18 protein-coding genes and 1 pseudogene are annotated in these 19,877 nt (G+C 68.1%); 10 read left to right on the top strand and 9 right to left on the bottom strand.

Translation table 11 applies throughout. The annotated features are described in order from the left end of the window. Nucleotides 1–389 precede the first annotated feature (389 nt). Both BCD48_RS19020 and BCD48_RS19015 read right to left on the bottom strand, forming a co-directional pair. Nucleotides 390–2,390, bottom strand: coding sequence for a tetratricopeptide repeat protein (locus tag BCD48_RS19020; protein WP_198543302.1), 2,001 nt, complete (start codon nucleotides 2,388–2,390; stop codon nucleotides 390–392). A 38-nt stretch (nucleotides 2,391–2,428) separates the two neighbouring features. Next, nucleotides 2,429–3,283 carry an SIR2 family NAD-dependent protein deacylase gene (locus tag BCD48_RS19015; RefSeq protein ID WP_071049747.1) on the bottom strand — a complete coding sequence of 285 codons (855 nt, stop codon included), beginning with the start codon at nucleotides 3,281–3,283 and terminating at the stop codon, nucleotides 2,429–2,431. Nucleotides 3,284–3,905: 622 nt separating this feature from the next. Between BCD48_RS19015 and BCD48_RS51375 the strand changes: the two genes are divergently transcribed. The 3 genes from BCD48_RS51375 (at nucleotide 3,906) to BCD48_RS19005 (ending at nucleotide 6,193) form a co-directional block, all read left to right on the top strand. Next, on the top strand, nucleotides 3,906–4,043 hold the full coding sequence (locus tag BCD48_RS51375; RefSeq protein WP_157910526.1) for a hypothetical protein: 138 nt from the start codon (nucleotides 3,906–3,908) through the stop codon (nucleotides 4,041–4,043). Nucleotides 4,044–4,408: 365 nt separating this feature from the next. Continuing rightward, nucleotides 4,409–5,074: a hypothetical protein gene (locus BCD48_RS19010; protein ID WP_131804046.1), complete on the top strand. Its 666-nt coding sequence runs from the start codon at nucleotides 4,409–4,411 to the stop codon at nucleotides 5,072–5,074. A gap of 453 nt (nucleotides 5,075–5,527) precedes the next feature. Further along, nucleotides 5,528–6,193, top strand: coding sequence for a cutinase family protein (locus BCD48_RS19005; RefSeq protein WP_083418880.1), 666 nt, complete (start codon nucleotides 5,528–5,530; stop codon nucleotides 6,191–6,193). 168 nt (nucleotides 6,194–6,361) lie between these two features. Here BCD48_RS19005 and BCD48_RS19000 read toward each other — a convergent pair whose 3' ends face one another. After that, nucleotides 6,362–7,186, bottom strand: a complete 825-nt coding sequence (locus tag BCD48_RS19000) for a response regulator (protein ID WP_274536548.1) — start codon at nucleotides 7,184–7,186, stop codon at nucleotides 6,362–6,364. Beyond that, nucleotides 7,183–8,340 carry a sensor histidine kinase gene (locus BCD48_RS18995; protein ID WP_071049792.1) on the bottom strand — a complete coding sequence of 386 codons (1,158 nt, stop codon included), beginning with the start codon at nucleotides 8,338–8,340 and terminating at the stop codon, nucleotides 7,183–7,185. The genes BCD48_RS19000 and BCD48_RS18995 overlap by 4 nt, the downstream gene beginning before the upstream one ends. 141 nt (nucleotides 8,341–8,481) lie before the next feature. On the opposite strand from BCD48_RS18995, the gene BCD48_RS18990 reads away from it, so the two are divergent. Continuing rightward, on the top strand, nucleotides 8,482–9,219 hold the full coding sequence (locus BCD48_RS18990) for a hypothetical protein (RefSeq protein ID WP_071049745.1): 738 nt from the start codon (nucleotides 8,482–8,484) through the stop codon (nucleotides 9,217–9,219). Nucleotides 9,220–9,232: 13 nt separating this feature from the next. On the opposite strand, the gene BCD48_RS18985 is transcribed toward BCD48_RS18990, so the two are convergent. Next, on the bottom strand, nucleotides 9,233–10,246 hold the full coding sequence (locus BCD48_RS18985) for an LLM class flavin-dependent oxidoreductase (RefSeq protein ID WP_071049744.1): 1,014 nt from the start codon (nucleotides 10,244–10,246) through the stop codon (nucleotides 9,233–9,235). A gap of 214 nt (nucleotides 10,247–10,460) precedes the next feature. Between BCD48_RS18985 and BCD48_RS49305 the strand changes: the two are divergent. Beyond that, a pseudogene (locus BCD48_RS49305) lies at nucleotides 10,461–10,754 on the top strand (SAM-dependent methyltransferase); the annotation flags it as partial. A 94-nt stretch (nucleotides 10,755–10,848) separates the two neighbouring features. Here the strand turns inward: BCD48_RS49305 and BCD48_RS18975 are convergent. After that, the gene (locus tag BCD48_RS18975) at nucleotides 10,849–12,381 is read right to left on the bottom strand and encodes a toll/interleukin-1 receptor domain-containing protein (protein WP_241841845.1); all 1,533 of its coding nucleotides are present in this window, start codon (nucleotides 12,379–12,381) and stop codon (nucleotides 10,849–10,851) included. Between the two features lie 665 nt (nucleotides 12,382–13,046). Between BCD48_RS18975 and BCD48_RS18970 the strand changes: the two genes are divergently transcribed. Then, on the top strand, nucleotides 13,047–13,514 hold the full coding sequence (locus BCD48_RS18970) for a hypothetical protein (protein WP_131804045.1): 468 nt from the start codon (nucleotides 13,047–13,049) through the stop codon (nucleotides 13,512–13,514). Between the two features lie 1,076 nt (nucleotides 13,515–14,590). Here the strand turns inward: BCD48_RS18970 and BCD48_RS46685 are convergent. Together BCD48_RS46685 and BCD48_RS46680 are read right to left on the bottom strand one after the other, a co-directional pair. Beyond that, complete coding sequence (locus tag BCD48_RS46685; RefSeq protein ID WP_083418860.1) at nucleotides 14,591–15,439, bottom strand: hypothetical protein; 849 nt, start codon at nucleotides 15,437–15,439, stop codon at nucleotides 14,591–14,593. Between the two features lie 187 nt (nucleotides 15,440–15,626). Beyond that, entirely contained in the window at nucleotides 15,627–16,838 is a 1,212-nt protein-coding gene (locus BCD48_RS46680) for a helix-turn-helix domain-containing protein (RefSeq protein ID WP_131804044.1), read from the bottom strand. A 234-nt stretch (nucleotides 16,839–17,072) separates the two neighbouring features. Here BCD48_RS46680 and BCD48_RS51370 point away from each other — a divergent pair, with 234 nt between their 5' ends. The 4 genes from BCD48_RS51370 (at nucleotide 17,073) to BCD48_RS18955 (ending at nucleotide 18,813) form a co-directional block, all read left to right on the top strand. After that, nucleotides 17,073–17,483 carry a hypothetical protein gene (locus tag BCD48_RS51370; protein WP_071049741.1) on the top strand — a complete coding sequence of 137 codons (411 nt, stop codon included), beginning with the start codon at nucleotides 17,073–17,075 and terminating at the stop codon, nucleotides 17,481–17,483. Further along, nucleotides 17,480–18,121, top strand: coding sequence for an ATP-binding protein (locus BCD48_RS18960; protein WP_071049740.1), 642 nt, complete (start codon nucleotides 17,480–17,482; stop codon nucleotides 18,119–18,121). Before BCD48_RS51370 ends, BCD48_RS18960 begins: the two co-directional genes overlap by 4 nt. Nucleotides 18,122–18,369: 248 nt before the next feature. Then, a complete protein-coding gene (locus tag BCD48_RS50735; protein WP_131804043.1) occupies nucleotides 18,370–18,561 on the top strand; it encodes a hypothetical protein in 192 nt (63 codons plus the stop codon). A 33-nt stretch (nucleotides 18,562–18,594) separates the two neighbouring features. Then, nucleotides 18,595–18,813 (top strand): hypothetical protein, encoded by a 219-nt coding sequence (locus tag BCD48_RS18955; RefSeq protein WP_071049739.1) that lies wholly within the window; start codon nucleotides 18,595–18,597, stop codon nucleotides 18,811–18,813. 241 nt (nucleotides 18,814–19,054) lie between these two features. Here the strand turns inward: BCD48_RS18955 and BCD48_RS18950 are convergent, their stop codons facing one another. Next, nucleotides 19,055–19,579 (bottom strand): hypothetical protein, encoded by a 525-nt coding sequence (locus BCD48_RS18950; protein ID WP_131804042.1) that lies wholly within the window; start codon nucleotides 19,577–19,579, stop codon nucleotides 19,055–19,057. Nucleotides 19,580–19,877 lie beyond the last annotated feature (298 nt).

The following is a 19,877-nucleotide window of genomic DNA, read 5'->3' as shown; positions in this document are numbered from 1 at the left end:
TTCCCACTCTTCACCGGCCACCCGGCTCCCCGGGGCTGGCCGCCGCACCGGAGAGCTCGGTGCAGGTAACCGGACCATCTAACCGCGCCGGGTGCTCGGGTTCGGCGTTGCCTCCGATACGGCGCGCCACGGCGTCCAGGAATCCGCCCCCGTGGTTGGAACCGGGTGCCGCTGTGCTTGCTTCTTGTCATAATCGCCTTATCCAGCCGACGATCGCATGGACGGCATTTGGTAAGGGGACGGGCCGTTGGGGGCGATGCGCCCCGGCGGCGCAGCCTCCGGGCCGTCCAGGAATTTTGGCGCGGTTGACCGAGCCCGGTACCCACAGACGACCAGCACTGTTCCCCCTTGGTCCTCGCCCTGAGCCGACGCTCTGCCCGCCAGCTCGGTCAGCCGTTCGGCCGCTCGCCGCCGAGCTCCTCGAGCAGGCGGCGGGCGCCAGTGTGCTGGTGCGGCATGAGCGGCGGATCCGCGCCCTCCAGCGCCCCTCGCAGCAGGGCGACCGCGCGAGCGGTGTCCCCAGCTCTGGCGGCCACGACAGCGGCCCGCCACTGGACCGCGCCGTCGGCTGGCGCCCGCGCGAGCGCCGCGCCCGCGAGTGCCCGTGCCTCGTCGATGCGGCCGAGCTCCGCGAGAGCGTATGCGCGGGCGGCCTGCACCTCAGGCGAGCCCGCGGCGGCCGGCCTCAGCCTGGCCAGGTTGTCCAGGTCCTCCAGCGCGCCTTCGAAGTCGCCTAGTTCGGTGCGCAGCGCGCCGCGTCCCGCGAGCGCGTCCGCTGTGGCCGGCGCGTAGCTCAGGACCCCGCCGTAGACGCCCTCGGCCCCGCGTAGCTGGCCTGCCTGCCAAAGCGCGTGAGCGAGTTCGACTCGAAGCATGCGGTCGCCCTGCAGACGTGCCACGGCGCCCTGCAGGTCGCTCACGGCCTCGGCGTGGCGGCCCGCCCGTAGAAGGAGCTGGCCGATCGCGGCCAGCAGCATGCCGACCGCCGTCGAGTCCTGAACGAGCTCGAACAGCACCGCGGCCCGTCGGTAGCGGGTCTCAGCCTCGTCGTAGCGGTCGCCGTTGAAGGCCAGGTTGCCGAGGAAAGACTCTGCCTCCCCCAAGGTCCGCGGGTCCCCCCCGGCCAGCCGGACCGCCTCCTCCGCATGCTTGCGCGCGAGGTCGAGCTCACCGTCGGCGAGCGCGGCCTCGGCCGCGCGCAGGTAGTCGACCGGCCGGCCCAGCGGCTCGTCACTTTCCGGCCAACGCAGTCTGCCTGCCTGGATCGACTCGATCAGGCGGTCGTGCTGCAGCTCGTACCAACGAGATCCCGAGCGCCATTCCGCCTTGAGGAGATGCCGGTCCACCAAGGCGTGGGCGACAGCATTCGACATCCCCGCGGTCCGGCTTCTGCCCTCGTAGACCGTGTTCCGGGTACCCAGCTCGGTCAGGAAGGACCGGGCCAGCCAGTCGCGCAGAGCAGACTCCGCGATGTCATGCTCGCGGGCGACCTCCGAGATGGCTCGCGCGCAGAAGTCCGTAAGCGTGCGGTCGACGTCGCCGTAGTTGCGCAGGTGCTCAGCCGTGATCACGCTGACCTCGTCGGGCAGGGCCTCCCAGAGAGCGGAACAGACCACTTGCAGCTGCACCGGCTCGACCGTCTCGGCCTGGACTGACGCCGTCTCCCCCAGCCGGTCGGTGAAGTCGGTCGTGCGCAGGTCATCGACGAGGCGCTCGGCCACCCCGGGCGCGAAGGACCGACCGGTACCCGCCAGCGGGCGAGTCACCGCACGCAGCGCGGCGCCCACCGGCAGCGGCTCGACGTGGAAGCGCGTCCGCGAGTCGCTGGAGATCACGGCCTCGTACGGCAGAAGGCTGGCGAGGCTGTCCTCTCGGATCGAGATCAGCAGGCGCAGATGCGGCAGCGCCCGGATGGCCTCGGCGAGGTGATCAATAAACTCGTCGCGGTACCGCCGGCGGTGTGGAAGGTCACGGAACACCTCCTCGAACCGGTCAATCGCGGCGAGGACGGGGAGCGGGTCGTCGTAACGGTCAAAACGTTCGACGCGGCGGCTCAGAAAGTCGGTGACGGAGAGTCCGGAAAGCTGGTTGGGTGAATCGTGAGGTGACCATGAGGACAGCAGCGCGAAGGTATAGGGGTTGTGTCGCGAAAGCGCCGCCGTGGGTACTGGCGACGCCTGCGAGACCCGCCCCGGCGGTAGGATCTCGGCCGCCTCGGCAGCCACCCGCGCGCCGACTCCGGCCGTCACGAGCGACGTCTTTCCGACCCCGGACGGCCCATAGACCACGAGTAGCCGGTGGCTGGTCCACAGGGTCGCGACGTCGTATGACTCACGCTCCCGCCCGAAAAACAGGTCGGTCTCGTCCGGCTGGTACGAACGTGGACCCACGAAAGGGGGCCGGCGGCCACCAGCCGGCGCACCCCCCGTCATGCCGGCCCCATCAGAAATCGCAGCCGCTGGCAGAACTCCGCGGTTGTGCCCCAGAAGACGGTTATATTCCGCCTGTCGAAGTACCTGTCCAAGTAGTCTCGGGCGCGGGCATCCAGGCCCGTTTCTCCGTCCTCGCTGGGCGCGAGCTGCACGCTTATGTGACGTCGCAGGTGGACGGGGGCAAGCGTGCGTAGCAGGCTGTGAAAGAGGACCCGAAAATTCCAGTCCCCGTATCGGTATCCGATAAACAGCAGCGGGGCATTCTTCAGAGCCGGAAGCACCGAGGTCGGTACAATGCGTTGCATTGTGGTCCGATTCGCCGACAGATTCGCCACGAAGTCAAGATAGTCGTCCTCGGTGAGTACGAGTGTCCGAGGATCCTCGAAACTTCCGTACAAATGAAATACAATAGGATTTTCCACCATCGGTGGATCGGGGTCCAAACTCGGGGCGCCAATTTCGGATAGTGGGTCGTCCCACAGGCAGGCGAGCGCCCTGGGATCCTTTCCGGATGCGCGGAGGGCGCTCACCATAAAATTGTCATAGTTCGTCGTGACGTAGACCTTGAGGGGAAGCTCGGCGAGAAGCGCGTGTGGCTCGGAAAGGTCGGAAAAATCCGGCTGCCCCCGAGCGGCCAGTTCCTCCCTCAGCTGTTCCTTGACGTAGACGCCCTCGCCCTCGACCGTGGTCGCGTACTGCATGACACGCGGGAGTTCCGCCATTGAGTCTGGAAACGGGTAGGCGTAGCGGGCGGCCCAGACGGCGCTGAGGTGACTGTCGGTGGGCAGCGTCGGATGGCAGACACCGCCACCGAGGAACGGGGTGCACTCGCCGTTGCGAAGCTGGTTCACGAGCCGATCCCATGCTCGGTCGTCCACCCTGACCCCCGCCGGTCCGCCCACGTGCCTCGCAGCACCTGACACTCGACGAACTGTAGTAGGGCGACAGCGCAGACTGGAACGGGGGTGGGCACTACGGTACCTGAGTCTGCCACGACGACGCCGACGGCGCGGCTCACTGAGATATCTCAGGTGTGGTACGGCCCGTACGCTCCGACCGCCCGAAGCACCGGCGGGACACGTGCCCGCGATTCTCGCGGCCGCCGCCTGGCACGAAACGCTCTCTACATATGGCTCGAACGCCTGCTGTGGCGTGTCGGATATATCACGAGGCGGCGTAGTTGCCTGTATCCACAATTCTAGTAAGGCCATACTCGACGCCAGTCTTTGATGATCTCAAGATATACCCAATTTTTGGGTGTGATCTGTCGTTTCGCCGTGCTGTCGGGCCGCGTTCGGCCCCTGGTTGACGGCAAATCGTCGTGCCCTCGCGCTGGTTGGACCCTTCGTGCTCGGGGGACAGGTCTGGTCGGGAATTGATCCACAGGTCCGGTCTGCCGTCCTCACCCGGAAGGGCGGTGGTGCGCGTGGTGGCTGTCGGAGACGGCCGTCCGCGTCGACTGAGGTGCGTGGATTGTTCTGGCCACGCGGTGCCCTGGAGGAGGCGGCCCGACGCCGGCCGCCCTTCGTACCCGCGGACGTCGTCGAATCCGGCCTCTGGGCCGACCTGGAATGGAAGTGCGCCCAGATCGCGGCCGGCGATCCCGCTTGAGCCCGACCAGACGCAGGTCCTGCTGCGCACGCTGGCGATCAGCGTCGGCCGCGGCCAGGCCCGGTACGGCCGCGGGGCGCGCCACCGGCCCACGTTCCCCTCACCGGCGTCCCGAGGAGACGACCGCGGCCGCCGGCGCGCCGCTGTTCTTTCCCCCGAGTGGCATCGGGCTCATCCCTGACCAGACGGCTGACCATCCCGCTCGGAGGCGGGCGCCCGCGCCAGTGCCACGGATGACGATCCGGGGCGGTCGGGCACCGACAGTAGCCGCGGCCCGGCCGATCGAGGTCGGGAACCGCGCCGGCCCGGACACCGATCTTCATCGACAGGCCGGCCTGCCGCGGAGCACGTACGCGTCACGTGTCGTGACGGTCGCCCCGGAGCAAACCCGGGTGGGCCTTTCACCTACCACCGGTTACCAAGGCCATTCCGCGACGTACCGTGCTGAGACGTACCGTGCCGGCGTGAGCGTGAGCATGCTGTGGGCGGTCTCGGCCCTTGACGCACCTGCGCTGGAACGGTGGGCTCCGGTCTGGACAAGTCTGTTCGACGGATACGCGTCCCGGGAGGACCTGCGGACTTGTTGGCAGGGCTGGCTCGATGACGGTCAACCGGATGAGTCGTTCGCCCGGATGTTCTCCGCCGTCGCCCACGGTGGCTGGAAAGAGCTTTGGGACTTCTCCAACGAGTGCGCCTCGGAAGTGCTCACCGATATCCACGTCACTCGTCGATGCTCTGCGCCTGAAGCGTTGTTCTACGCGATCGGACCCGCGCGTGCCCGGTCGCTGCCCGGATTCCTCGGCAACTTCATCCTGACACCCGGCCAGCTCTCGGCGGCGCTACCGGGCATAGTGGCCGCGTTCTCCTTCTCACCGCGCGAGCGCATCCAGATCCGCGGCCGGGTGGACGAGGCGCTCGCCGACTCCGCGCCGCACGACATCGACGACGTCCTTGACACGCTTCCTCGGCGTGCCCGATGGGCGGCGGATCATAGCATGGGGTTGGTCAGTATCTGTCAGGCGATCACGTAGTGGGCTCGCGTCATCGCTCATCCGCGCTCCCGCAGGGCTTGTCCGTGCGCTCCTGGGCGGGTGCGCACGCGGGATTCTGGCGCCGCTCGGAGGCGGGGATCGAGCCGCGCTGGCGCGAGGCTGTTGTGTCAATGCGGCCCGACCTGGTTTTGGACGTCAAGCGGGCCGGGCCCTGCTCGCGGGTTTCCGCTGGTCAGCCGTATTGCTAGCCCAAAAGTGCCAGGCGATGGTCCTTTATAGCTAGGACCAGAGTCCCGGCAACCCGTTTGCCGCATCACCCGAGCCTGCAGTTTCACTCTGCAACAGAGGCCTAAAGGCCCTCATCGGCACCTACGTGCCATTTTTCCTTTGAATGGGCGCTCGTTACGTTCGCGCCGCTCCCGGCCACCCCCAAACCGGGACGGCGCCCGGCCCCCCACCGGGCAGCCAGCGACGAGGAAGGTGCTCGCGACGATGGTGCTCAAGAACGGAACTCTGTTCACATTCCTGGCGATGGCCGCGGCCTCAGCCGGAGGCATCTCCGGTTGCCCGGGGCCCGACTCGGGGCCGCCCACGCCCGTGAAGTGTGCCGACGTGGAGGTCGTCTTCGCCCGCGGCAGCGGGGAACTGCCAGGCCTCGGAATCACCGGTGGCCCGTTCGTCAGCTCCCTGAAGGCTGACCTGGCTGGCAAGTCCGTGAACTCGTATGCCGTGAACTACGCGGCCGACGTCGCCCAGACCTCGGCCGGCTCCGGCGCCACCGACATGACCAACCACGTCACCTCGGTGGCCGCCGAGTGCCCGAACACCAAGTTCGTGCTCGGCGGATACTCGCAGGGCGCCAGCGTCACCGATATCGCGATCGGCATCCCGACGCTGCTCGGCAGTGGCAAGACGATCCCGACAAACCTGGCTCCGCGGGTCTGGGCGGTTGTCGTCTTCGGCAACCCGCTGGCGCTGCTTGGGCAGCACATCCCGACCGCCAGCAAGCTCTACGGCTCCAAGGCACAGGAGTTCTGCGCGCTGGGTGACCCGGTCTGCGGCAACGGCGTCAACGGCGTGGCACATCTGACCTACGGTTCCAACGGAATGACCACCCAGGGCGCGGCGTTCGCGGCCAGCAAGGTCACGGGCTCCTGACCCCGTCCGGCGCGGCGGCGCGGCGGACCGCCGCACCGCCGCGCCGGGGGCCGCCCGGGCACTCCGTGGGACCGGAACTCTCGACGCGAGGCAATCACCCCTGCTGACTTCGACGACCGTGCATCAAGGGCTCTGGGCGCGGGATGGCCCGAGAAGCCCACGGCCGGGTCAGAGCAGGTCGTGGTCGCGGGCGTAGATGGCGGCCTGGGTGCGGTCGCGCAGGCCGAGACGGTCAAGAATGCGGGAGATGTGGTTCTTCACGGTCCCCTCGCTCAGGTAGAGCCGAGCGGCGATCTCCCGGTTGTTCAGCCCGGCCGCGACCTGACGCAGGACGTCGATCTCCCGTGGTGTCAGACCAGCGACCGCGGGCCTGACGGCTGACCAGTCAGCTGGCGGCGCCGCGGCGGCCGGCGGGACCGCGACCGGCGGAGCAGTGGCTGTACCGGCAGGTACGGAGGTGGGGATGAGGACGGGGAAGGGCGAGGCCCGTTCCAGAGCGGTGGTGAGGCGGGCGGCGGCGGCCGGGTCGAACTGGACCACGCCGGCATGGGCCAGCCGGACGGCGGCGGCGAGCTCGGCGGCCGGACGGTCCTTGAGCAGGTAGCCGGCGGCGCCCGCGCGCAGCGCACGCACCACATAGTCCTCGTCATCAAACGTCGTGAGCATCACCACCCGGCAGGCCGGCGCCCGCGCGGCCAGCTCCGCCGCCGCCGCGACGCCGTCCAGTACCGGCATCCGCACGTCCATGAGCACCACGTGCGGGCCGAGGGCCAGTGCCCGCTCGACGGCCTCCCGGCCGTCGGCCGCCGTGCCGACGACCTCGACACCCGGCTGGATGCCGAGAAGGGCGGCGATGCTCTCCCGGATCAGCCGCTGGTCGTCGACAACCAGCACCCGCACCGGCGGCGGCGCGGACGACGCGGAGACGCCCACGCCGGAGCCGGACTCGGACTCGGACGCGGGCCCGGATCCGGGAGCAGACGTTCCGGTCACGACACCGGCTCCGGCTGGTGGGGGATCGCGACGGCCAGGCGGGTACCCCGGCCTGGCTCGCTGTCGACCGTGACCGAGCCGCCGACGAGAGCCACCCGCTCGCGCATTCCACGCAGGCCGAACCCCTCCCGGCCGGCCTCGAACCCTCGGCCGTCGTCGGCGACGACGAGACGGGCCTCGGTCGGCGCGCAGCGGACGGTCACCACCGCCCGGGTGGCGTGCGCGTGCCGGCGGACATTGGTCATGCCCTCCTGCGCCGCCCGGTAGAGCGTCATCAACACGGCGGGCCCATACCGGCGCTCGTCGCCGGACCAGTCCACCGTCACGGCCAGCCGGCCGTCGTCGGTCCGCTGGGCCTGCCTCGCCAGCTCGTCCAGCGCCGTGGAAAACCGGAACGGGACCTCGCGCAGCGCACCGACGGAGCGACGGACGTCATCAAGCGCGAGCCGCGCCGACCGGTGCGCGTCCTCGACGGCGGCGTCCGCGGCCGCGGGGTCGCGGTCGCGGAAGGCGGCCGCCTTTTCCAGCAGGACCGAGATGGCGGTCAGATGGTGGCCGAGCCCGTCGTGGATGTCGCGGGCGACCCGGTTGCGTTCCGCGGCGGCGGACAGTTCGGCTACCCGCTCCGACGACGCCCGCAACCGCTCGTTCGCGTCCTGCGCGCGCGTCCTGCCGCGCCGTTCCTCGGCGGCGACCGCGGCCATCGCGATCGTCAGCACCAACCCGAGGACGAACATCAGCAGATCCGAGATGTGTTCCGGCGACCGGTACCAGTGGGGTTCGGTCAGCTGGAACGCCACGGCGATGGCCACAACGCAGCCAGCGCCGACCCCGATGCTCACCGCGCGGCCGAACGCGAAGTACGCGGTGAACGGCAGCAGCAGGAACAGCACCCGGGCAAGCCCGGCCCCGTCACCGGCGGCGACCAGAACGAACAACGCGGCGCGCGCGGCCAGCAACCCGACAGCCGCTGGCCGCGGGGCACCATCCGGGAACGCCCGCCGCTCGGCGAGATCCAGCACGGCCGCCGCGGCCAGCCCGCCAACGAACGGCAGCGGCCGCGTGTCACCCACACCGGCAAGGCCGGCGTACCCACCGGCGATCAGCACGCCGGCGTACAGGACGGGTGCGACCCACGGAACCGGCGGTGACACGGCGTCAGGGTACGTCGGCCGGCGCACTCGCCGATATACCCGAAAGGCACGTGCCCGCGGGCATGGTCGCGCACCGGGTGCCGAAGGGCATGCGGCTGGTGGGCACTTCCGGCGCGCATCGCCTCTTCCTACGGTCCGGGCATGTTCTTTCTTCTGCGTTTCGGAGCGGTCAGTGGCCTGGTGGCCGGCCTCTTTGTCGCGGTGCCCGGCATGATCGAGGCGTTCACCGGCGAGACTCTGGCTACCAGCCTGGTGCTCGGCGTCTCGCCGGCACTGGCGGTTCCACTGCTGCCGGCGCTGCGCCTCGGCCTCCTGGCCGCCGGCGACCGGCGACCGGCGGACCAGTCGCGCCGGCCGGGTGCAGCCAACCCGTCCATCTCCCCGGCTGGGGCTGGGGGTGGGAGCGGTGGCGGTGGCGGTGGCGGTGGCGCCTTCGCTGATGCCGCGTTCGCGGTCAACCTGGTCGGGTTCGGGCTGTTCGGCGGGGCCGCCTATGCCCTGAACGTCGTTGTCTACCCGCTGGGCGAGGACACCGACCTCGCCACGGCGAGCCGCGCCGCGCTATTGGCCAGCGCCGCGGTCTTCGTCGTCGGCGTGGTGTTGTTCGGGATCGCCCTGCTGCGTTCGGGCGCCTACCCGCGTACGCCGGTCTGGCTCTACCTGCTGGGGTTTCCGCCGTTCGCGCTCGCCGCGCGGCTGCCGGACACCCCGGTGACCAGCATGCTGCACGTGCTTGTCGGGTTTGCCGTTGGCTGGCTTGCCCTTTCTTGCTGGCGGATCGCCCGCGAGAGCCAAGCGGCGCCGGCTCCGCCCGGTCCCTCGGCCGGCGTGCTGGCCCGGCCCTCAGCCCGGCCGTCTGTCTCGGCCGGTCCCGCCTGACCGTCCTACGTTCCTAGGTCGCCTGTGTCCGATGCCTGTGCCCGTCCAGCAGGCGGCGCACCTCGGGGGCGAGCCCGCCGAGCTGGGCGAGCTGGTGGCGTGCCTCGGCCGGGGTGATGCCGGGAACGTGCAGGCGGACGTTGACGGCGTCGCAGCCAGCGGTGATCACGTCGGCCGCGAGCCGCTCGGCCAACGCGGTCGGGTCGTCGTCGGCGATGAGGGCGTCGTCCGCCCAGTGGGAGACCGCCGCCGACGCCGCGTAGCCGCGGTAGACCTGTACCTGCCTGGCCTGGCGGCTGGTCGGCGGCGGGCCGAGCCAGATCCTGCGGACGATGACGCAGGCCCGCTCGCCGCCCGCCTCCCGGTAGGCGTCGGCGAGCTGGCGGCAGCGCGCGACGGTGGACATCGAGTCGAAGAGCAGGCCGGCGCCGGCGGCGGCGGCCCTGCGCACGGCCGCCGGGCTCATGGCCGCGCTGACGAGCGGGATCGGGGCGTCGGCGCAGGCCGCGACGGCCGGGTCGTTCGCCAGCGGTCCAGGGTCGCGACCGGACAGGGCACCCGCCACCTCCGCGAGCCCGGCGGCGAACCGCCGCGTCAGCCCGTCCTTGGTGGTCCCAAGGATGTCGAAGTCGTCCTGGAGCGATCCGGCGGCGACGCCCAGGCCCACGCGGCCCGGAAACCGGGCCGCCAGCCACGCCGTCTCCTCGATGACCAGCGCCGTCTGGCGCAGCGGGAGCAACAACGGGCAGGCGGCCGCCCAGCCCGCGGCCATGGCTTCCAGCGCCCAGCTCGCCATCTGCAATGGGTTGGGGATGTAGCCGGCGAATCCGCCGTGGTGCTCGCTGGTCATGACGCCGTCGAAGCCGGCGTCGGTGGCCAGCGCGGCCTGTGCCCGCAGCTCGACCACTGTCTGCCGGGCGCTCATCGGCGGCTCCACCGCGTGCGGGTAGAGGCGTAACGAAACCGAACCGGCCGACAGCGGGGCCAACGGGGCCGGCGGCGCCAACGGCGTCTTGATAGCGCTCACGACCGGCTCACCTCCACTTGGCGATCTGACGCGGCTGGCCCCTGGAGGGAGCGCGCGAGACCGACCTGCGCCTGATAGGCCGGCACTATGATGCCGGCACAGGGACATTTCCGGCAGTAGGGGGTCACTCGCGGTGGGGGATGCGAGCGCGCGGACGGCGGGCACTGCCAGCTCGGCGGGGCCGACGGAGACTCGCCCGGCCGCCCCGGCGGACCTGAGGACGGACCGGGCGCACTCGGCGCGGATGTACGACTACTACCTCGGCGGGAAGGACAACTTCCCGGCAGATCGCACGGCCGCGGAGCAGGTCAAGGCGGCCCTGCCCGAGGTTCCGCAGGCGGCCGTGCAGAACCGGCTGTTCCTGGTCCGCGCGGCCAGGTTCCTGGCTGCCGAGGTCGGCATCCGCCAGTTTCTGGACATCGGCACCGGGATCCCCACGAGCCCGAACCTGCATGAGGTCGTGCAGGGCGTCGCGCCCGAGTCCCGGGTTGTCTACGCGGACAACGACCGTTGCAAGTCGGGTTGTACACACACACCACGAGGCTGGCGCGAACCGACTCGGAGCGGAGCAGTGCACGTCCGACCATAGATGACCACCGTGATCAGATGATCGCCCATAGCCGCACCGTGCCGTCGGTGGAGATAGTGGCGAGCTGGGTGCTGTCCGGGGAGAACACCGCCCACCGCACCGGGCCTGTATGGCCGGTGAAGGTGGCGTGTTCGCGGCCGGTGGCCACGTCCCATAGCCGCACCGCCCCATCGATGGAGATGGTGGCGAGCTGGGTGCTGTCCAGGGAGAACACCGCCCACCGCACCGGGCCGGTGAGTCGGGTGAGGCCGATGAGGATGGCGTGTTCGCGGCCGGTGGCCACGTCCCATAGCCGCACCGTCCCATCGGCGGAGGCGGTGGCGAGCTGGGTGCTGTCCGGGGAGAACACCGCCCACCACACCAGGCGGGTGTGGCCGGTGAGGGTGGCGTGTTCGCGGCCGGTGGCCACGTCCCATAGCCGCACCGGCCCGTCAGCGGAGAGAGTGGCGAGTTGGGTGCTGTCCGGGGAGAACACCGCCCACGGCACCGGGCCGGTGAGGGTGGCGCGTTCGCGGCCGGTGGCCACGTCCCATAGCCGCACCGTTCCACCGTCGGAGATGGTGGCGAGCTGGGTGCTGTCCGGGGAGAACACCGCCCGCCACACCGGGCCTATGTGGCGGGTGAAGGTGGCGGCGTGTTCACGGCCGGTGGCCACGTCCCATAGCCGCACCGCCCCATCGATGGAGATGGTGGCGAGCTGGGTGCTGTCCAGGGAGAACACCGCCCACTGCACCGTGTCAGTACGGCGGGTGAGGGTGGCGCGTTCGCGGCCGGTGGCCACGTCCCATAGCCGCACCGCCCCATCGGCGGAGACGGTGGCGAGCTGGGTGCTGTCCGGGGAGAACACCGCCCACCACACCGGGCCTGTGTGGCCGGTGAGGGTGGCGCGTTCGCGGCCGGTGGCCACGTCCCATAGCCGCACCGGCCCACCGGTGGAGACGGTGGCGAGTCGGGTGCTGTCCGGGGAGAATACCGCCCACTGCACCGGGCCGGTGTCGCCGGTGAGGGTGGCCACTCGCGTGCCGAACGGGACAGGCGGTGGTGGTGGCTCGTGTGCGGGTGGGAAGGCTGGTTCACCGACCGGGGGCGCCGACCGGGCCGGTATGGGGAACTCCGGGGCGGTGGCCGGTTTCGCCCGGCCCGACAGGCTGTGACTCACCTTCTTGAGTAGGTGAGCGCGGGTCGCTTCCGGCTCCAGATCAAACAGGTCAAACCCGACCACGGTCCGCAGCAAATCCGGCCGGTCGCAGTCCTCTATCCGGATCGGTAGCAGCTTGCGAGCGAAGCCCTCGGGATCAGCGGCCCGGACCGTCCGCCACTCTTGCCCACCGAAGACCGACGTCAGATAGGCCACCGACAGCAAGGCGATCATCTTCCGGGCGTGCCTGACACCCTGCTCCATACCGAACATCCAGTCAGAGCCTGGCACGAAGTCCCACGCCTGGATCAACACCCGATAGCCGGCGTCCTCCAACTGCCAGGCCACCCACTCCGCCCACCGCTCATCAGCAGATGTGTACGAGACGAAGAAATCCCACGTCCGCACCCCATCACCAGAACCCCCGTCAACCACACCCCGATCATCCCACCCAAACACCCACACGCCGCCCGCCCGCCCGTCCGACGCGGACCGCCCCTAGCCCACACCCGCCCGCCCCGACCGCCGCACAACCCTACGTGCGCAACGAATTACTGACCGTTGCAAGTCTGGTTGTACACACGGTCTCAAGTTCGCGATGGCCTGACTCGACGCTCGCCGAATACGCGTGACCTGCGCTTGCAGGGTGCGCGCAACTGCAAGCATGGCTAGTGATCTCGTCGACGTGACGGCAGCCCCGCCCGGTCCGGTCTAGCTGCTGTCGCTCGGCGGGCGGGGGTTGAGGCTTCGTCCGCGTCCGGGTCGGTCGCGCATCCATGCCTGGAAGGTCGACAGGCGCCAGCGGGGCCGATCGGGTACTGAGTCATCGTCGGGGGGCGGCATGCGTCCCTGGGAGCGGTAACCGCGCAGCGTGCTCGGGAGGATGCCAGCGATCTTGGCCATTTCGGAGTACCCGAGCAAGGGGTCTTCGTCGGTCACGGCGTGATCTTACGGAACGCCGAATGATGCATCGCACAGATGTATCATTGGGCCGTTAGCGGTCGCTGGCGGGTGCTGGAACACCCACCAACGACCTTGATCACACGCCTGTGTCCAAGACAGGAGGGTGACCCATGCCCAGTATCCCGCCCGATGACCTACCCACGTGGCCTGAGCGCCGGTGGAACCCCGCCGAGCTAGCGACACCCGGCGGCGGCATGTACGAGTTGACAGTCCGGTCGGGTGCCACGGCCCACGACGTCATGACGCTGGTGAACGCGATGCCCCCGGCGGTGTATCTGGACTACCGCGCCGGATCGCCGTCGGTCGCGGACGTGGTGCTCGTCTTCCGGGAGAACCCAGCGGGCGCGGAAGCGCCCTCATGGAAGCCGGCCGGCTGGGTGCCGAGCACGGACGGCATACCGGACCGTGGCCTGACATCCCATCAGATGGCCATGTACGAACTCATCACGGCGGCCCCAGACGCGGCCACAGGTACCCGCATCCTTGACTTGGTCACCCGCGCGCACCCCGCCGCTGTGGTCGCCTTGGGGCAGGTGCTGTACGCGGCGCGCCACGGTCGCTGTATCTGCCACGACTGACCAGACGCACTAGACGGCACCATCCAGCGGCCGGTAACCCTGACCAGGGTTACCGGCCGCCACCGTCTTCAGGAGCCTGAGGCCCCGTGCGCCTACTCGGCGCACTGGCCTGCGCTTGCAGGGTGCTCGCATCTGCAAGCGCTTTACGGTTGTTCGACGTAGACCGCGCTCGGTATGGCGCTGCGGGCTGCGACCAGCCGCGCCGCCACGTCTGGGTGCAGCACCGTCAGTGCGTCGCGGGGGTGTGACCATGGGTCTTCGTCGTGTCCGTCCGCTGTGCCCCGTGGCGCCCGCGTCAGACGGAAGGATCACTAGGGGGACGCACCCGCACTTGGAGAGCATTGACCTGCGCTTGCAGCGCGCTCACAACTGCAAGCAGCCTTTCCTTACCCCCTACAGATGAAGAATCGCGGAACTCACCGCTAACGTGCGGCCCGGCTCAACCGACGATCGCAGCGCGCCAACCGCATTGCGTGGGAACATCGAAATTTTCTGAAAGGGGTCGCGACACCCAGGACTGTCCGGTAATCTGTCTGTCGCTGCCCGCAATCAGCCAGAATCCCGGACGCGACGCGATGCACCCTCGTCTTCTGGCTGTCCTATCGTGGGAGTCATGGCGGCTCGATGCCGCGCGGAAGGAGATCAGAACAGTGACGCCAGAAGTAAGCACGTCGCCGGATGACCTGGTAATCGTCGTGGAGAAGTTGGCCTCAGTCCAGGATCGCGACAACTTCCAGACATCCGATGGGGCGGTTGGCGACAGCGGCGAGAACAGGGACGGGTAAGGCGGGGCATCACCCACTCCACATCGGGCCTTTTCGTCTGCTCTAACGTGAGGGTGGTCTACCAGCGAGCTGGGTCGCAGGACATGAGCGTCACCACGTAAGGGATGCAGACGGACCATCTGCCCGTCCGCGATGTAAATCCCCGCGTTGGCATCGTCCGCACCCAGCTCGCTGCCCTCCCCGCTTCCTGCGAGGAATCCTGCTCATTCTTGGATCTTTTCTAGCGTCTGACATCGACCAGATTTATAGATCGGGCAATGAGGCGGTGTCTGGTCTGGACAAGCGATTTTCCTACAGCCGAAGTTCTTTCACCAGCCTGTCGACGGCTCGGAGTGCCGGTTCGTGAAGCGGCCCCGAATACGAGGGGGGAGCGCTCACGATGTCCGCGCATAGGAAAAGAGCCATGATCTTACCGGTCTTACTTTCGAGTTCCTGCTCGCATTCTTGATAGACGCGGCTTGCAAGATCTGGAACCGCTAGGCTGTTGACCCACAGATTTGCCGGGTCCAAGCCGTGTGGCGCCATTCCCCAGTCTTCCCAGTCGAGCAGCATGCATGTTGGTGTGGTGAGGTTCGCCCAATTTAGATCAGCATGCGCGGCCGACCACTGTTCGACCTTTGTGTCGAGTTGGTCACCGAAGGCTCCAGTAATGGCTAGATCTATCCGGGCTTGCGTAATTTTCTCGGTATGAGGAGTAGCGAGTCGGGTTGTCGAGTGCCCGGAAAGAGCGGTAAGCGACGATCTCAATGTCGCCCACCATTTCTCAGAAAGCCCGGGATCGGCGGTGAGGATGCCACCGGGCTTGACTGGGTGATCGGCGACGAGATCGGTCTCGTCAGCTCTCCACATCAGGTCTTGATCGGGATCGTTCCAGGAGACGCTTTGCCGCCATTCGGGACGGGCCACGCCATGAAGTGCCGCCGACGTCTCGGTTCCGTTCCATCCTTGCTCCGCCGTCTTCTCTGGCGGTCGAACCTCGACACGGACCCATGTGCCCCTGTCACTGGCGAGGCCAATTGACCGCCTCTTCAGAATCATCGTGGTCCGGTTGAGCTGGACGTCTAGTGACCGCTCGACACGTTGCAACACATCGTCGTAGGACCCCGACCTGAGATCCAGTTTCGGGCGGACGTTCGGCAAGGCGAGACCTTATCTCTCTCGTCGGTCTGTCGGTGTTTGCCCGTCCGGCCGCGTTCGTCGAGCGCTACACGGACGGGCAACAGGGGTACTAGGGGCCTTCGCGGGGCCAGCCTGCTTCTACGGCGCGCGACCGTGCCGGCCGCCGAGACCGCGTGATGACCGGAACGGCCACCGCGTCATGCCGTTGCTAAACTGCGATCTTCATTTCCGAAGCAAGATCAGCAAGGCCAGAGTTGCGCGCCCACCGAACACCGCGCGAGTCCAGAAGATCACGCACCAACCGGCGCGCTAGCCGCTGGTTTACCAGCCATTCTGATGATCGTCCGCGAACTTCCATAATGGTTTGATTCGCGTCCGCGTAGTTCTTGTTTGCTACCTGCGCCTCAGCGACAGTCAGTAGGTGGCGTTCCCACGTCGAACCCCATTCCCACGGCTGTATCTGGAGTGAGTCCGCTAGGTGTAGCGCGCGGTCCGGCTCACCCGCAACCAGCGCGGATTCAACCTCAATCGCCGAGACAATATCTTGACTAAACATCTGCTGGTACGGCTCTAGGCTCATTTGGCCACCATCAACGCGCGCGGCGGCAGTCCGCGCCAGCGTGAGGTATTCGGCCGCTTGTGTCGGCCGATTGTTCCGCGCTGCCGCCGTTGACGCCTGCATTTGGAGCCTTCCCCACGTGCCGAATCTGACACCGTCCTTAGAGCTGATTTTTGGCTCTATCACGGACGCTAGTTTGGTGGCAGTTTTCTCTGCCTCGGAAAATCGCGCTTGCCGTATGAGAATCCAATTCATCGCATCGCCACATGTGGCGTATAGAACCTCGTCGCCGGCTTTCTCGGCGAGCGTAAGCGAGCGCCGTACAGCTTCGTACCCGAGGTCTTCCCGCCGGAGTTGAATGAGCGTACGCGCGGCGGTTATGTAGGCGTAGGTAACGATCCGCCGCGTCTCATAATCGTCCGCACGCACGGACGCTGCCGCCTCGACTCCACTCAGCAAAACCGCTATGTGCCCGAGAGCATTCCGGTACTGCGAATCTTGGTATGCGCGAGTGGCGGACAGGACATCCGCGCGGAGCTTGTCGTTAGTTGGCGGTTCCTCGGCGCTCTGCGCCTCGGCGAGTGATGGAGTGAGGATGCGGCGCAGCTCCAACAGTCTAGCGGCATCGCCGTTATCTTCGTTGTCCAAATCTACGCCTTGCTTAAGCAGCTCGGAGGTTTCTACTTCCAGCGCGCGAGCAATAGCGTGTAGCGTCTTGATGGCCGCGGTGGTCCGGCGATTCTGTTCTAGCTTCCGGATCACGTCCGCGCTAATTCCAGCGCGCTCCGCCAATTCCTCCTGAGTCATGCTGCGACGTCGCCGAATCTGGCCGATCCGATCGCCTAGTGTCAACTCGGGCACTCTGTCACCTCCTATACGGACGGTAGCAGAGCAAGTAGGGCAGCGTGTCCCACCCGTCACCGAGTGGAGCGCAAAAGTGGGGCATCACGTCGGTTCACCGTATGAGCGCAGGCTGCCACGGTCGGTGCAGGCCCACGGACCAGCGTCGCCCCTAACCCACGTCTGCGGCGTGGTTCCCTTTTAGGCGCTGGTCCGTGGTGCTCGCCATGTGCCGGAACCGGCTGGAGCGAGACGATGATCCTGAGATTTGATCACGACACCGGGGCGGGGATTGAGACGCCGATCGCCTATCGGGGCGAGCTGCCCCCGGTCGAAATCGCCCGTGGGGTCCTGGCCGTCCTGGACCGCGTCACGCGGGTGCGCGTCTGGGAAGACGGGAGGAGCCCCGTCTCTGACCCGCCATCGGCGGACGTGGTCCGCACGCGCGGGGACGGACCGGTCCTCGTCGACGAGGACACCCGCGAGGCTCGCGAGGTGCTGCGCGAGTGGTTGGCCGACAGTCTGTGCGGCACGCTGGACGACCTGACGACCGAAGAGACAGCGCCACCGCCCCGGACCGTCGTACCCCCTGGCGAGGTAGCTGCCGCAGAGCGGCAGCCCGACTCCAGCGCCTCCCCCGGCTTCGTCTTTCAGGGTCCGGTGTGACCGGCGTCCGCGTGGACCGCGCTCCCGCCGTTACCCGACTGCCCCCCACGCCGGCCGCCGTCCCGGTCGTGCGCGCCCGGACCGTTCAGAGACTCAGAGGGTGGTCCGTCGATCCGGATGCCATCTCGATAGCCGAGCTGATCGTTTCGGAGCTGGTAACCAATGCCGTCAAGGTCAGCCGGCCGGATGACGAGTTCATCGCCGTACGACTCTCAGCGATCAACGGCATGGTCATCGTGGAAGTCTGGAGCCGACCGGACGCCACCGAACTACACGCGATGCACCCGAGCGAGGACAGCGAGAGTGGCCGTGGGCTGTCGATCGTCGAAGCGCTCGCCACCCGGTGGGACGCCTACCACGCCGAGTCTGGCGGGGTGGTCGTGTGGGCACGGTTCCCCGGTTCGATCCTTCCCGAGCCTGACGCCTTCAGCGACGCCACGCCGCTACCCACACGGGAGGCACAGCCCGTGCCCGAACCTCTCTGGCCTGTTGAGTTCACCACCGATCCGGCAATCGTTGCGAGAGTCGCCGAACGGCTCCGCGCGCTGCACCCGTGGCACGCGCGCCCAACGACCGACATCGACGAAAGCGCGCTGACGGCGAAGATCGGGACCGCTCATGGTCAGAACCGCGCCTGAGCTGCCCGCCATCCTCCGGTGGCACATCAGCGACCCCCCGGCAAAGTCCGACATCCCCATGCCCCCGGTTACCGACCACGACAAACGACGCGCGCTCAAGGCGCGGGAAGCCGCTCGCGCGACAGGCGAGTCGGTGCCGAGCCCGCCCAAGCCTGGCGAGCCCGGTCACTGGGAATGGTTCTGGAGTCTGCCTCCCCTAGAGCGCGGTTTCGTGGCCAGCGGCTGAGCGATGACCAGAGGAACGGACGATGAATATCCACCGCTTAAGTTCAATCGCGGACGAGCGGGACCGCTTACCCGATGACGACCGCAATGCGGCGCACCTGATGATCACGGCGCACTACGAAGCGCAACGCAGAGCCCTCCCGTCGGGTCAGACCAAAAGGCGAAGATCACCGTTCGCGGACATCTTCGGTCAGGCCAACATCGCCACCCGCTGACCATCACCCCATCACCGCTGAGGTTCCCACGGCATGAGTCAGGACGAGCAGGACGAGAAGGTCACCGTGGAGTTCACGGTCCACGTGACTGCCAGCATCGGCCGATGGTCGATCATGCTCGGCACTGAGCCCACCAGCGACGCGGTAGCCCGCTCGATCACCGCCTACTACCTGAGCAACATCAAGACTGCCGACCACTACGTTCCCGCCGACAGCGAGACTGCTGGTCGAGTGCTCGACATCCGGCGCTGACGCGGGTCACACCAGGGTCGGCGGGTCGTCGTCGCCGATCCATACGCCCAAAGTCGCCAGCCTGGAGCGTGGGAGACGACCACGGCCGAAGCACCTCGGGGAGGTAGCGGCGGGGCGGGGGTGTCGCACTGCTTGCTCCAGCGAGCGGTAGCAAGCGGTTCCGCAAGCACCTCGGGGAGGTAGCGGCGGGGCGGGGGTGTCGCGGCAGTGCTTGCAGATGCGAGCATCCTGCTAGCGCTGGTTAGGGCTGTTGTGGTGTGCGTCGGTGTGTCCGGTGGCCGCGTCGCGGTCGGGCATAGGTGAGGCCCTCCGCGCGCATGGTCTTGTTGGCCATGATGCGGAGGGCCTCATGTATGTCCGAGGGTGCGACCCGCCGGAAGGTCCGTAGGGACGGCGGTCGGCGGGTGGGTGCGTAGGTGGCTGGGAGTGTGGCGTCTGGGTCGGTGCGCTCGGCGAGCGCGAGTGCGAGTTCGATGATCACGTCCGGCTCGTAGGCGCGAACGAAGCGGTCGACGCTGATGCCGTAGCGCTTCGCGATCAGGGCTCGTCGGCTCGTGAGGGTGGTCCGGGGCTTCCCTTCGAGTGCGAGAAGCGTCCGGGCCGCGTACTGGGCATCGGCGGTCAGGGAGTCGACCGCGTCGACGAGCTTGGTATGCGCGTCGCGGGCGGCCGTGGGGGCGCGTCGTCCGGCGAGGCTGACGACGAGTGCCGGGGCTCGGCGTGCCAGTTGCGTCGGGCTGGCCTCCCCGAGCCTGATCAGGCTCACGAGTTCGTCAACGACCCGGGGACTGACGGACAAGATTGGGATCATGGCTGGTTGCTGTGTCTCCTGGGCTAGTGGGTGTGGTGCTGGCCGCGTGTGCGGCCGATCTGCATCGTCGCTCATCGCTTGCTCCGTGTGAAGTCTGTTTTGCGTCTGTGGATGCAGTTTGCCTCCGTTTGCATGCGCTCGCTGCCCAGCGACGTCGGGCCACCGAGTCCGCACCGAGTCCGCACCGAGTAGGCACCGAGTCCGTGGTGTCCGGCGTCGGCACCGAGTCCGCGCCGAGTCCGCGCCGAGATAG

Origin of the sequence: Pseudofrankia coriaricola, from assembly GCF_001854805.1 — a bacterium.
Taxonomy (GTDB): domain Bacteria; phylum Actinomycetota; class Actinomycetes; order Frankiales; family Frankiaceae; genus Pseudofrankia.
The sequence above is the reverse complement of the archived record's forward strand: the minus strand, read 5'-3'. Positions and strand labels throughout refer to the sequence as shown.

Bases quoted from the DNA above. Each gene is read 5' to 3' on its own strand.
- BCD48_RS19005 (WP_083418880.1), top strand. From the start codon at position 5,528: ATGGTGCTCAAGAACGGAACTCTGTTCACATTCCTGGCGATGGCCGCG.
- BCD48_RS18990 (WP_071049745.1), top strand. From the start codon at position 8,482: ATGTTCTTTCTTCTGCGTTTCGGAGCGGTCAGTGGCCTGGTGGCCGGC.
- BCD48_RS18970 (WP_131804045.1), top strand. From the start codon at position 13,047: ATGCCCAGTATCCCGCCCGATGACCTACCCACGTGGCCTGAGCGCCGG.
- BCD48_RS51370 (WP_071049741.1), top strand. From the start codon at position 17,073: ATGATCCTGAGATTTGATCACGACACCGGGGCGGGGATTGAGACGCCG.
- BCD48_RS50735 (WP_131804043.1), top strand. From the start codon at position 18,370: ATGAATATCCACCGCTTAAGTTCAATCGCGGACGAGCGGGACCGCTTA.
- BCD48_RS18955 (WP_071049739.1), top strand. From the start codon at position 18,595: ATGAGTCAGGACGAGCAGGACGAGAAGGTCACCGTGGAGTTCACGGTC.